The organism is Candidatus Spechtbacterales bacterium, from assembly GCA_040879145.1.
Lineage (GTDB): Bacteria > Patescibacteriota > Minisyncoccia > Spechtbacterales > 2-12-FULL-38-22 > JAWVZY01.
Map to the genome: position 1 here is coordinate 19156 of JBBDKX010000021.1, position 13509 is coordinate 32664.

The window sequence follows — 13509 nt, forward strand, 5'->3', positions numbered from 1 at the left end:
AATTATTTTATCAACGCTAAAAATTGGTCTTCGTTAATTATTTTCACCCCAAGCTCTTGTGCCTTTTTGCGCTTTGAACCCAGACCCTTGCCTGCGACCAGATAGTCTGTATTTGATGAGACAGAACTTGCAGAGCTCCCCCCTAAGCTTCTGACTGCTTTTTCGGCATCATCGCGGCTCATACTCTCCATTGAACCTGTAAATACAAAGGTAGTTCCCGCAAGTTTTTCTTCTATTTTTTTTAGCGGAGGTACCACTTTAACTCCTGCTGCGAGTAAGCTTTCTACAAACCTGATATTTTCTTTTTTAGAAAACCACTCATGTATAGCCCCGGCTACCTTTTCACCTATGCCGTCTATGCGCATAAGTTCATCCAAAGAAGATTCTTTTAACTTCTTTATACTACCAAAATACTGAGCTAAATCAATCGCAGTCTCCTCTCCAACGTGTCTTATATTTAACGCTGTTATAAATCTAAATAAAGGAATTTTTTTACTTTTTTCTATAGAATCAACAAGATTTCGCGCGGATTTTTCAGAAAACCTTTCCAAAGGAAGGAGGTCTTCCTCCTCTATCTTAAATATATCTATAGGTCCTGCTATCACCCCCTCTTCCAGTAACTGATTTACTATTTTAGGCCCCATGCCGTCAATATCAAAGGCGGCCCTGGAAACAAAATAGTTTAAGTACTCCTGTTTTCTGCTTTCACATTTATCATTTGGGCAGTGAAGTATTACCTCACCCATATTTTTTACAAGGCCTGTTCCGCACTTGGGGCATTTTGTGGGCAACTTAATTTTCTTTGCGTTAAAGGGGCGCATCTCGCGCAAAACTTCCACAACTTTAGGAATTACATCGCCCGCGCGTTCAATTATTACAGTATCGCCTATTCGCGCATCCAGGCGCTCAATTTCTTCAAAGTTATGCAATGTCGCGCGGCTTATCGTAACCCCGCCAACCTTAACAGGTTTTAGAACAGCAAGCGGGGTTATGGCGCCTGTCCTGCCAATATGCATCTTTACATCCTCCAAAACAGTAGTTGCCTGCTTAGGTGTAAATTTAAACGCGCGTATTCCACGCGGACTTTTTCCCGCAACACCAAGTTCTTCAAAGAGAGAGTTGTCATTAACCGATATAACAACACCGTCTATCTGGTAAGGAATGTTTTCTCTAATCTTTTCTGTGTTTTGCCAATAGGCGTAAACCTCGTCAATATTGGCACACTTCCCGGATGTAGAATCTGTCTTAAAACCTATTGCATTAAGTACTTCGTGTTCCTGAGAGTGGTATTTAAAATTTCCACTTCCCACAATGTCGTACGCTAAAAACGAAAGAGGGCGCGAAGAGGCAAGTCCCGGGTCAAGCTGACGAACACTTCCCGCCGCGAGATTGCGCGGATTGGCAAAAAGTTCTTCTCCCTTATTTTTCCTCTCCTTGTTAAAATCCTCAAAATCTTTTTTTGCTATATAAATTTCTCCTCTAACCTCCACCTCTTCACTTAAAATTATCTCATTGGCTGTTTTTTGCAGTTCTTTATTATTAAGAGTGGAGTGAGTATGTAAGCGCAAGGGTATGCTTTCTATTGTCCTGGCATTACTTGTTATGTCTTCCCCTACTCTGCCGTTTCCCCGTGTTGCGGCCTGGTAAAGCACTCCTTTTTTATATTTTAAAGAAAGAGCAAGCCCGTCCGCCTTAACCTCGCAAAAATAAGATATGTTTCTTTTACCCGCAATCCTTTGCAGGTATGCCTCCCAGAAGTCCAGCTCTTCCCTGTTGAATATGTCATCTATAGACAACATCGGGTGTTCATGTTCAACCTTTTTAAAACCGGGGAGCGCGGCGCCACTAACGCGCTGTGAGGGAGAGTCCGCAGTAATAAGGCCGGGGAATTTATCTTCCAAGTCTTTAAGTTCATGTTTTAAGGAATCCAGGGCTTCATCAGATATCTCCTGATTATCCTCCACATGATACAAGTACCGGTGATAGTTTATCACCTCCTTTAATTTGGCTATTCGTTTTTCCGCTTCGTCTTTTGTAATTTTACCTGCCATACTTAATTAAAATGAAAGTTCAAAAGCACGACTTGTATCAGAGAAAGACCCTATTGAGCGAAGGCACTTAAACTTTCCCGCCGGACACCACAAAATATTCCCATCTAAAACAGTTACATTATAGGAAGCGTTGTTTACAAAAGGAGTTACACCGGCGTCCGATGAGGTTACAACGCAATCGCTTGTGGTGGTGCAAGGGTTCAGTCCTCCTGTTTTACGAAGCTTGTAGAGACCCCTTTCAATTCCGGCATCCGCGGCATATATATCTATAACAGAGTTACCAATATCCCTTGCCGTTCTCAACTGTCCCAGTGTTAATGTTGTAAGACCCATACCTATTGCCATAATAACGCTAAGCATCATTAGCGACATGTAAAGCGCAACACCGTCTTCTTTTTTTATAATGTTTTTCATGTTTTAATTCTTTGCCGAACCTTTAGCTGTCCGTTATTCTTGTAGAAACCGTAGTTTGCATTATCAGCACCATGTTCTGTGGATCAGCGGATGTTTGGGGCACACCAATTGCTTCAATGGAAATGGTTGCTCTGGGATGAGCTCCGTCCCCCGATGATTCACCGTCAATAACTATATCAAAACGATCTATTTGAACCAAATCGCTTATTATTAAATCAATATAATTCCTAAGACCTGGCAAGGGGGTGGCGTCAGAAGTATACTGCAACACAGTTCCCTGTATTCTAAACTCAACACAGTCGCCGTCAGTATTTACAAATTTTATAGTACTTGAATCGGGTGTACCGAAAGTGTCTCCAACCGGAATACAAGCACTGTTATCTGAACGCACAGCGGTGCGCATCTGCCTGCTCATAAACTCCACAGCAAAGTTTACATTTTCCGCTATGGTTTCTTCAAAAATAATTATTCTTTGCGCCTCTGTGGCATTCAAAAAAGCGCCTATGGACAGGGTCGATACTGTAATAAAAATGCTCATAGCAACCAGCATCTCTACTATGGAGTAACCGGCGGAGCTTGTTTTTGTCTTGTTTTTTAGTTTATTGCCAATCATATAATCTGTCTTCAACAGTTATGGAGCCGCCACCGGCTCCGCCCCAACTCACAACTGACTCAATCTGTATTAAAGGAGGATCGGGATCTACGGCGGGGTCATCCTCGGGATTAACTAAATATGTTATAAATATCCTTCTTTCAAAAGGTGTGGTGTCGGCACCCGCACTGTTGTGTACATAAAAACCTGAAGGATTGAGATAAAGCTTGTAACCATCTCCGCAGGGAGGAGATATTAAACCAGTTCCGTTATACTCAATACAGTAAGCGTTTATGGACTCTCCGAGTCCGGCATTATACGGATTGCCGTTTATCCAGTTTGTATCCCTAATATTTCTTACGACCTCTATGCCCTCCTGCGCCAGATATGCCGCTGTTACCCTGTTTCTTGTCATGTGAAGCCCTTGCAAGCTGCTGATTACCAATCCCGATGCCGACGTAACGGCAACAAGCAAAACGGCTATTGCAATAATTGCCTCAAGTAATGTAAAGCCCTCGTTCTTGTTCTTTTTTATATACTTAAGCATTATGGAATTACCATACGGGTAGCACCCGCCTTGTTAACGTATATTTGTATAACATTGCCCTCCTGTGTATTTTCCACCTCTATCATTACCTCGTCCTCGCTAAGAAGCAAAGGGCGAATCACAGCCAGGGCATTGGGGGGAAGAAATGTTATGTCCAACTGATTTATTGAACTATCTCCCTCTAAGGCGCTTATCCGCATAAAAGGCTCCAGTTGAATTGTTCTGTACAACTCCGGAAATGCCACTCCAAGGTCTGGAGACTCCACACACGAAGGAGCGGTTCCGCTGTCATCAAAGGTATTATTCTGATTACAGTCAGCGAATACAGTTATAAAATTATCCCCTGTCTCAAAGTGAATACCGTATCCCCCCTGGCTTACCGTGCCGTCATGTCTTTTTCCGCTTAAAGTATTATTAGCAGCCTGATTTACGCTTTGCAAAACCACCTGGGCAGAACGGCGTAACGCAAAATTCCTCTCTCCTGAGCGCGAACGGTAAAACACAATACTGCTAAGAATTGTAATCACGCTCATAGAGACGATAAGTTCTATCATTGTAAACCCCCGCTGTGAAGATTTTTTATTTAAATTTAGCATTAGTAAAAGAGATTAATATACCAGGATGAAAGAGATTCACTCCAAAAGAGCGCCATAAGTGTGCCTGCTACCAAAAACGGACCAAAAGGCACCCTGCTCTTCATTGTGCTCCGACCTAATACCATAAGACCCATACCTATTATAGCACCCATAAGAAAGGCTATAAACATGGCAGTTAAAACGGCGGGGTAACCCAAAAACAATCCCATGAAAAAAGCTAGTTTTACGTCGCCAAAACCCATGGCGCGCCCTTTTGACAAAAAGTGCATAAGGGCGAATGGAAGAACGGAAAGAACAGCAAGCGCGAGCCCGTTAAATACACTGCCTAAATCCAAAATGCCAAATTCCAAATACCAAATCCCTAGACCGAAGGCCGGGATGGCGGCCGAAAGCCTAGCCATAAAATCTAAATGCCAAATTCCAAAAAGCTCCGCAAACAGGACAACAAAAATTAAGGGCACCAAAATCTTATCCGGAATAAGGTAGTGCTTTAAGTCGTAAACAAAAATTACCAGTAATCCTCCTACTATAAACCACAAAAAAACAATTTCCGCTAACATTTCGAAGGACAATCCATTTGAAATTTGAAATTTGAAATTTGAAATTTGGAGAAATAACATAGCGGTCGATATCTCCACCAACGGATACTGTATGGATATCTTCTCTCCACATCCCCTGCACCTTCCTTTTTGCGCAATAAAACTAAAAACGGGCACAAGTTCATACCATGTTAAAACTCTACTACAGTCTATGCAGTGCGAACGCCCCTTAAGTACTGACTCTTCGGTATTTAAGCGATAAATAAGAGCATTTAAAAAACTCCCTACTATAAGCCCTAATCCCGCAATAAATAATATGAAAATCATACCCATATATCTATTCTACCACACAAAAAATCCCCCAGTCGGGGGATTTTTTGTGTGGTAGAATACGTGCTATTTTTAGCCTGTTAGACAGTAAACAGCTCCATCGCAATTGCAACCTTGAATAGTGCCATCCTTGTCAGGAGCAGCATTCAAAGCGTTGTGAGTGGCGTCCTCCAAAGTACCTCCTACTACATAAGTAGTAGCGGCACCAGCAATGCTGTCTGAGCCATATACATAGGTAGCTGTGGCAGTTGGGTCATTTACACCGTCTAGCCCAATAGCTACCATCACTGTATCCCACTCAGTTGCCAATGTTGTGCAAGCTGCAACACCACCGGCGGCGGGGTTATTAGGATAAACGCTATTGTCGTCATAATATATCTCCATCTGCAACTGCACCTGGCGAAGGTCACCAACTCGCTTTGTGTCACGAGCCTTTTGACGCGCGTCGTTAAGAGATACTAAAACAATAGTTGCTAAAATACCGATAATGGCGATAACAACTAACAGCTCAATAAGTGTAAAACCCTTTGATTTTTTTGTAAACATTTGCATATATGCTTTTTCTTTAGTTATTCTTCTAAGAATAAATCGGTTAACCGACCTTTTAAGTACGTTAAAATAAGCTTATAAAATTAGAACCAATACAACCATTATAACTCTTAAATCAAGGGCTATCAACCGAAGAAATCCACAGGTGCCATAAATAGTTAGCGAGTGTGGTTGCTTGCTTGCGCACACGAGCTTACATTTATGAGCACCGAGCACTCAATCTTAATTTTTTAAAAAATTAAGATTGAGTGCTCGGTAAGTAATCCTAAGCTCGCGCTTCGGCAAAATCTCACGCTCGCTAAGGATTACTTTAAAATGATGTGGTATTGTAAATCGGCAAAAGTACTCCCGCTATCAAAAAACCGACAGCGATACCTATTATTACAATCATTATGGGCTCTATAAGCGAAACGAGATTTTCCACTGTGTTGCTTATCTCTCTTTGATAAAATTTTGAAACATTTTCTAAAATATCACTTAGTTTTCCCGTACTTTCTCCCACCGATGTCATCTGAACCACCATGGAGTCTATTTCCGGGTGTACAGATAAGGCCTTAGCTATACTTTCTCCCTTGCTTACCTTTTCCTTCGCCTCTATAACTATCTCCTTGTAAACAACATTGTCTATAACGTTTGATGTAATCTCTAAAGCCCTGTTTACAGGTATGCCTCCCCTTACAAGCATTCCAAGGGAACTCGCGAAACGGAACATATATATGTTCTGAAATAATTTTCCAAAAACAGGCAGTTTTAGCTGTACCTTGCTCCAAAGCGTTTTGCCTGTAGGGGTTTTTGTAAACTTCCACAATCCAAACAATGAAGCTATTGTACCAACTATTAAAATGTGCCAGCTCTCTCTTACTATGTCAGATAAAAAGGCTATTCCTCTTGTAAGCACGGGGAGTTCCGCGTCTATATTACCCAAAGCGCCTAAAAGACTGGGTATAACAAAAGCGAGCATTAGTATACCTATAAGAAAGAAGACACCTACAATAAATGCCGGATATGTCATGGCGCCCTTAATCTTAGACATTATATAATAATCGCGCTCTGTATATTCGGCCAAATAAACTAAAACCTGGTCTAATGTTCCTGACTCCTCTCCCGCCCTTACCATCTGTATATAAAAATTTGAAAAAACATCCGGACTTTGTTCAAGCGCCTGGGAAAAGGGCATTCCTCCGTCCACATTAGATGCCGTATCCATAATTGTATCTTTCAATTTTAGGTTTTCCGCCTGGTTTGCGAGAGTGCGCAAAGAAACAACCAGGGGCACCGATGCCTGAAAAAGCGTGGAAAGCTGGCGTGAAAAAACAGATATCTCTTTCTTGTTAACGCGCTCAAACAGCTTAATGCGACGTGAAAAAATAAGGGCTTCATCTACAGACTCCAGTTTTATTACAATAAGGCTGTTTCTCTGGAGTATTTCTAAAGCAGCGTCTTTGCTGACGGCATCTACTCGTCCTGTCTGTGTTTCCCCCTCAGGAGTTCTGGATTCATATTCAAATAAAGGCATGGGTTTTGTTCCTACCTGCGTCGCATTCTGCAACGCGGCAGGCAGGCCTGCCTGCCGGCAGGCAGGCGCTAACGCTCATAATTAGGAATTAAGAATTAGGAATTAAGAATTAGGAGTTAGTCTAACACCTAAAAGCTAAAACCTGATACCTGCTCGCTTTGCGAGTTTTACTTACTTGTTAGCATTTTAAGCTCCGTTGGGTTAAGGGAGTAATCTTCGGCAACTTCCATCGCTATCTCTCCCTGCTTTACCATATTAGCAAGGTAGCGGTTCATTGATATCATGCCCTGGTCGGCGCTTGTTTCTATAACAAGCGCCAGTTCATGCACTTTGTTTTCTCTTATGAGGTTTCTTACCGCTGAATTAACAAGAAGTAGTTCTATTCCCGGTACGCGCCCCCCGTCTATTTTTGGCAACAAACGCTGGGAGACAACCCCCACTAAGGTAAGTGCTAACTGCGCCCTTATCTGCGACTGTTGTTCAGGTGGGAAACTATCTATTATACGGTCTATCGTTTGTGATGCGGAGTTGGTATGCAGGGTTCCAAATATAAGATGCCCCGTTTCAGCCGCTGTAATAGCAGTAGATATTGTCTCAGGATCGCGCATTTCACCAAGCATTATTACATCGGGATCCTGGCGGAACGAATCACGTAAAGCAGCCCGAAAACTGGGTGTATCTCTTCCGACTTCTCTCTGGTCAATAATGGACCTGTTTTGTGTGAATATGTATTCTATGGGATCCTCAACAGTTATGATGTGTTCAGTCCTGGTATTGTTTATCTCATCCATAATAGCGGCTAATGTTGTACTTTTTCCGTGTCCCGCGGGTCCCGTAAGCAGAACGAGTCCTTGTTGGTATTTAGAAAACTTGTGTAAAATGTCCGGCAAACCCAGCTCATCCAGTGTGCGTATTTTAGCAGGTATAAAACGAAGAGCTATGGATATAGTGTTGAACTGATAATAAATATTTATCCTAAATCGCGCTATATTTTTATACGCGTAGGAGAGGTCAACCGCCCTGTTTCTTTCAAGTGCCTTTTTTTGATCCTCGTTAAGCAAAACCTCCATAAAACCCTCAGTATCTTCCGGGGTTAAAATCTTACTCTTTTTTACAGGCACTAATCCTCCGTCTATGCGCAACGTAGGAATACGTCCCGCCGAAAGGTGGAGATCAGAAGCGCTTTGTTTTGCTACTGTCTCTAATAGTTCAAATAGTTGTTGTTCGTAAGCTGCCATAATATTTATTCGCTTCGCTCACAAAAAGTATAAAGTATACAGTATGAAGTATAAAGGGTACTTATAAAAATCTTTGCTCTATACTGTATACTGTATACTCTATACTTGAACGAGCGTAAAACGTGAGTTCTAAGCTCGCCTGTCTGCGTGCGTTCACCTGTCTGCCGTGCTTGCGGCACAGGTAGACGCACAGGCAGGCAAAGCGGGCTTATTTATTAATTACTTCTTCCACTTTTGCGACCACCTCGCTGGGAGTATATTGGCTTTTTATAAGATATCCCGCCGCTCCCAGCTCAATTGCCTTATTTGTATCCTCATCAGAACCCATATTGCTAAGAACAATCACGGGTATCCTTTTTAAAGATTCGTCTTTTTGCATTTGCTCCAGTATCTCAAGACCCGTCATTTTTGGAAGTATTATATCCAAAAGAGCGAGGTCGGGTTTTGACTCCTTGAGTTTTTGAAGGCCCTTTTCTCCGTCATCCGCCACCTCAACAACATAGCCCGACTCTTCAAATTTTGTAATATATATCTCGGACAAAAACGGATCGTCCTCAACTAATAGAATTTTTTTTGTCATAATTTTTTTGTCCCGATACCGCCCGAATCTTTGATTCGCTTGCGGTATCGTGGATCCTCGACGCTATCAAAATCTTTGATTTTGTTATAGCGTCGGGATTCGCTTCGTTCACAAAACAAGATTACACTGATAACAACTGATACCACTGATGATTTTTACATGCATCAGCATAATCAGCCATTATCTGTGATATCAAAGTGAGCTTTAGCGAGTTTATTCTTTACCTTATTGTACCATATTATTATATTTGCTCTTCAACCACGCGCAACACATCTTCCAAAGCAACAACTCCCAGCAACGATTTAATTATGCCGTCTTGTCGCATTGTTATCATACCTTGTCGCAACGACTCCTTTTCAATAGAAAGCGAGTTTGCATCATCTTCAAGAATTATATACTTTAACTCATCGGTCATTTGGAGCATTTCATAAATTCCAACCCTACCTTTTGTTTTTTTATTGTTGCATTTTGGACAACCCTTTGACTGCCACAATTTATACGGTCTCTGTATATTGAAATCCTGCATAACCTCCCTGGACAGGTTAGCAAGGCCTTTATCTATCATTTCAACTATTTTAGGGGTCGGCTGTACTTCGTACTTGCAGTAATTACAGAGCCTGCCCACAAGACGCTGCGCGATAGCAAGGTTTACGGCATTAGGTATAAGAAAGGGTTCTACTCCCAAGTCAACCATGCGAGGTATTACTCCCAAAGAGTCGTTTGTGTGTATGGTTGATAAAACAAGGTGTCCTGTAAGAGCGGCTTGTACCGCAAGACCTGCGGTTTCTCCATCACGTATCTCACCCACCATTATAATATCCGGGTCCTGCCTCAAAATAGAGCGTAATCCGGATGCAAAAGTATAATCTATCTCGGGTCTTATCTGTGACTGGCTTACACCCTCCAAAAAGTATTCCACAGGATCCTCCAAACTAACTATATTTACGCTTTCCTTGTTTACCTTACGCATGGCCGCGTATAGTGTTGTTGTCTTACCCGAACCCGTAGGACCGGATACCAAAATCATGCCAAACGGCTGTTCAAGTGCCCAGTTCATTCTGCGCCTGTTTTCCCCCACCAATCCAAGATCTTCAAATTCCAAAACAGCAGTAGATGGATCCAATACACGCATAACCACCTTTTCACCCATACTTGTTGGAAAAGTAGAAACACGAAAATCTATCTGCCTACCGTTAACCTTAGTGCTGAACCTTCCATCTTGAGGAATACGCGACTCGTCAAGGCGCAGATTTGATAATATTTTTATTCTCGCAACTATTGAATTATGTATGGCAGACGGCAAAATCAAGCTCGGATAAAGAATACCATCAACACGAAAACGAACTTTAGTCTCGGTATTCATCGCTTCTATATGAATATCGGAGGCATTACCCTCTATGGCGTGCTTTAAAATAACGGCAACTATCTTTGTGACGGGACTCTCTTTTATTTCCATCATTCTTTCCTTTATATCTGTTCCAACCTCCTTCTTTTCATCCAAGCTTTTTTCTATCTCATCCAAAGCGCTTTTTACCTCCACTTTTAATCCCGAGTAAAGCGTTGCTATTTTTTTAAAATCACTTTCGCTAATTGCCACTATAGACGGCTGCAAATCACTTCTTAGCAGTATAAACCTCAACGCCTGTTGGCTTTTTATGTTTGTAGGATCCACCATACCCACAGCAAGAACCTCTCCTTTCTTCTCCAATGGAACCATATGATACTGCTCTGCCGCTTCCTGTGGTACAAGGCGAAGTATCTCTTTTGCCGGAGGGTTAGACTCATCATAGTTCCACGCCGGAACCTCGCCGAGCTTTGCCCTTACCTGTAATATATCTTCCTCTGACACCTTTATTTTGCGAATAAGATACTCCTCAAAACTCAGGGGCGAAGTTCCTGATTTTTCTTTTACTTCATTGAATTGAGCCTCACTGATAATTTTTTTATCAGTGAGTGTCTTCAATATTTTTTCCTCAAATGGTGTCATCTATAAATGGTATTTATTACTCGCTTAAAATTTCTTCTTCCTCTTGAGCTTCAGGTTCTACATTAATTATTTCCTGATCTACAAATTCTGCAGGGTCAAAAGGAGAAAATGGGTTCTCTCTTCCCCATTGAGCAGGGGCTTTAATGGGTTCATAGGGTGTAAACTTCCCTAAAATGTCGCTGCCGAAAAAACCTTCAGGCAAAATAACTTCGTTCTTTATATTCTGAATTTGTCTTCTCAAAAGCTCGGAGGAGGCCTCTGAGCCTTCAAATCTTTCAGCCCCTTCTCCGCTTGCCTGTGTAGTTATAAGTAAAACAACTCCGCCTAACAAGACGGCGCCAAATATTAGCGGTATAAATTTCTTAACTTTCTTTTGGCTTTGTAATATAGATATTCCTGCCATAATTTTAGTTACCCGTCTCTGTAAAATATACATTACCCAGTATCTCAACGGAAAGAAGTCCGGGATTTTCAGCTTCCTCATCATTAGAATTTATGATTACGCGCTCAACATCAAATATTCTTAAACTATTTTCCGCGCGCAAGATAAAGGCCTTTACTGAAGAATAACTGCCTTCAGCTATAACGGTAACAGATATTTTTCGCAATATCTCACCCTCTGCCACGGGGGAATTTCCAGTTCTTATATCTTCAACCGAAAGTCCATTTTCCCTTGCAATTCTATCCAAAACAACAACCGCGTTAATCTCGTCTTTAAAGGATGGCGCCGCAAGCTCTATTAACTCCCGCTCATTAGGGCCCAGTGATGAAAAAAACGAAGCAGCCCGGTGAACTTCCGCGCGCGTTTCTTCTAAAAAGGCGACGTCCTCTCTTTCAAGTTCAATAGCTTTTTTTGCCGCATCAATACCCTGCAAAGAGGGCCACACAAAAAACCACGCAAATACAAGCGACACTACTATGGAAACAAAAAAGACTGTTGATCTTGTGTTAGTCATTTTATTTTAAGTAATCTTCTTTAATATCAAAGTCTACACTGAATACAACAATTCCGTCCTCGTCCCTACTAAAAGAGGTGAGTTGAACATCTTTAAACATAATAGATTCATCTTTCCATATAACAAACTGCTCTCCCAGAGATTCAAAATCAGGAGCATTCCCCGAAACAGATAACACACTGTCCGAAACAGAAAGCTCCATGCTTGTTATAAATATTTGAGAATGAATACTGCCCTCTACTGGCCGGAAAACTTTTGAACTAACAACGTGGTTGCTTATAACATTTTCAAGGGCTCGAGCCCTTGAAACAAGAGAGCCAAATTCCGGTGTTTGAGCTCTTTTTATCTCATTCTCCAAGCTTGTTTTTTGAGCCTGTAAAGAGTCATACTCAGATATTAGACCATTAAACCAAATAGATGTTCCTATATATATGCCTATTACTATTCCCAAAACAACAAGCGCGGGGAAAAAGTCTGCCATATATGACTTTACACCCAGCAGCACGCCAGCTATTTTCCCTTTATTCTTTTTATTTGGAATTAATGAAATTGACATAATCGCGGTTATCTTAGCGCAAGTCCTATTGCAACAGCATATTCGGGAGAATTAACACCCAAAGTGTGCTCCAATTCAGGAGGAATAATTATTTTTTTAAAAGGGTCGCCAACCTCTACATCAACACCTAAAGAACTCTTAAGATATTCAGTTAATCCGGGCATTCTCGCCTCTCCTCCGGTTAGTATTACGCGAACAACCTTTCTTCCGCCTTCTCTCACATAATCCTCAAACATCTGTTCTACCTCAAGTATTATCTTATCCATTGAGGGTTTTAACAGTTCGGATACTTCTCCGGCAGACTCCTGCACACCGTTTCTGCGCTTAAGCTCTTCTGCCCGAATGGGATCTATTGCCATGCCACGCGCGAGAACCTGTACAAACTTGGAAGAGCCAGTATCTATATTGTGATGCATTACAACCAGCCCTCCATCTACAACACTCACGTCTGTTGCCCTCGCGCCTATATCTAAAATTGCAACAGGATCAGGGGAAGAGTCTACAAGTGCGCGCGCGCTGCTAAATGTTTCCAACTCTACATTAACAAGCTCTATTCCAACCATTTCAGCCATCCTGTTATACTTCTCTACTATCTCATTTGGCACCGCCACAGTCAGAACCTTTATTTTTTTGGCGTTTGAAAGATGATCTACTTTAATCCAGTCAAATTGCACCTCCCCCATTGGGAGAGGAATATACTTTCTCGCTTCAAATCGGACTGCATTTTCAAGATCTTCATCGGCCATAGCGGGTAAATCTATTAGTGTAGAAAAGCTGGAAAACACAGGTAGTGATATTGAGGCCTCTTTTCCTCTAAACTTGGCGCTATCAAAAAGCCTATTAATAATAGTGGCTACCTGCGAATCTAAAATATTATAAGAACCGGCGTGAGCCGTTATATAGTTAGCTTTTGAAAAAAATTGGGCGTAATTAATCAAATAAACATCATTGCCTTTTTGCAATAACTCAACCATCTTTAAAGAAGATGTTCCTATGTCAATGCCGAGTTTATATTTATAAGATTTTTTACTAAGCGGATTCCATATCATATTGGAGTA

At 41.6% G+C, this 13509-nt stretch carries 15 protein-coding genes; all 15 read right to left on the reverse strand.

Annotation, left to right across the window (positions count from 1 at the left end):
- Nucleotides 1-2 precede the first annotated feature (2 nt).
- Nucleotides 3-2051, reverse strand: coding sequence for an NAD-dependent DNA ligase LigA (ligA, locus tag WDZ40_02090; GenBank protein MEX0877636.1), 2049 nt, complete (start codon nt 2049-2051; stop codon nt 3-5).
- 6 nt (nt 2052-2057) lie between these two features.
- The gene (locus WDZ40_02095; protein ID MEX0877637.1) at nt 2058-2465 is read right to left on the reverse strand and encodes a pilus assembly PilX N-terminal domain-containing protein; all 408 of its coding nucleotides are present in this window, start codon (nt 2463-2465) and stop codon (nt 2058-2060) included.
- Nucleotides 2466-2487: 22 nt separating this feature from the next.
- Nucleotides 2488-3078: a hypothetical protein gene (locus WDZ40_02100; GenBank protein ID MEX0877638.1), complete on the reverse strand. Its 591-nt coding sequence runs from the start codon at nt 3076-3078 to the stop codon at nt 2488-2490.
- Nucleotides 3065-3604, reverse strand: a complete 540-nt coding sequence (locus WDZ40_02105) for a prepilin-type N-terminal cleavage/methylation domain-containing protein (GenBank protein MEX0877639.1) — start codon at nt 3602-3604, stop codon at nt 3065-3067. Before WDZ40_02105 ends, WDZ40_02100 begins: the two co-directional genes overlap by 14 nt.
- On the reverse strand, nt 3604-4200 hold the full coding sequence (locus WDZ40_02110; protein MEX0877640.1) for a type II secretion system protein: 597 nt from the start codon (nt 4198-4200) through the stop codon (nt 3604-3606). The genes WDZ40_02105 and WDZ40_02110 overlap by 1 nt, the downstream gene beginning before the upstream one ends.
- Nucleotides 4200-5066 carry a prepilin peptidase gene (locus WDZ40_02115; protein ID MEX0877641.1) on the reverse strand — a complete coding sequence of 289 codons (867 nt, stop codon included), beginning with the start codon at nt 5064-5066 and terminating at the stop codon, nt 4200-4202. The genes WDZ40_02110 and WDZ40_02115 overlap by 1 nt, the downstream gene beginning before the upstream one ends.
- 75 nt (nt 5067-5141) lie before the next feature.
- Nucleotides 5142-5621 carry a type II secretion system protein gene (locus tag WDZ40_02120; protein ID MEX0877642.1) on the reverse strand — a complete coding sequence of 160 codons (480 nt, stop codon included), beginning with the start codon at nt 5619-5621 and terminating at the stop codon, nt 5142-5144.
- Between the two features lie 307 nt (nt 5622-5928).
- A complete protein-coding gene (locus WDZ40_02125) occupies nt 5929-7134 on the reverse strand; it encodes a type II secretion system F family protein (GenBank protein ID MEX0877643.1) in 1206 nt (401 codons plus the stop codon).
- A gap of 167 nt (nt 7135-7301) precedes the next feature.
- Nucleotides 7302-8372: a type IV pilus twitching motility protein PilT gene (locus WDZ40_02130; GenBank protein MEX0877644.1), complete on the reverse strand. Its 1071-nt coding sequence runs from the start codon at nt 8370-8372 to the stop codon at nt 7302-7304.
- A gap of 208 nt (nt 8373-8580) precedes the next feature.
- The gene (locus WDZ40_02135) at nt 8581-8952 is read right to left on the reverse strand and encodes a response regulator (GenBank protein MEX0877645.1); all 372 of its coding nucleotides are present in this window, start codon (nt 8950-8952) and stop codon (nt 8581-8583) included.
- Nucleotides 8953-9193: 241 nt separating this feature from the next.
- Nucleotides 9194-10939, reverse strand: coding sequence for a GspE/PulE family protein (locus WDZ40_02140; protein MEX0877646.1), 1746 nt, complete (start codon nt 10937-10939; stop codon nt 9194-9196).
- Between the two features lie 16 nt (nt 10940-10955).
- Nucleotides 10956-11342, reverse strand: a complete 387-nt coding sequence (locus WDZ40_02145; GenBank protein MEX0877647.1) for a hypothetical protein — start codon at nt 11340-11342, stop codon at nt 10956-10958.
- A 4-nt stretch (nt 11343-11346) separates the two neighbouring features.
- The gene (locus tag WDZ40_02150; GenBank protein MEX0877648.1) at nt 11347-11895 is read right to left on the reverse strand and encodes a hypothetical protein; all 549 of its coding nucleotides are present in this window, start codon (nt 11893-11895) and stop codon (nt 11347-11349) included.
- Nucleotide 11896: 1 nt separating this feature from the next.
- Nucleotides 11897-12376 carry a hypothetical protein gene (locus WDZ40_02155; protein MEX0877649.1) on the reverse strand — a complete coding sequence of 160 codons (480 nt, stop codon included), beginning with the start codon at nt 12374-12376 and terminating at the stop codon, nt 11897-11899.
- An 83-nt stretch (nt 12377-12459) separates the two neighbouring features.
- Entirely contained in the window at nt 12460-13500 is a 1041-nt protein-coding gene (pilM, locus tag WDZ40_02160) for a type IV pilus assembly protein PilM (protein MEX0877650.1), read from the reverse strand.
- Nucleotides 13501-13509: the final 9 nt, after the last annotated feature.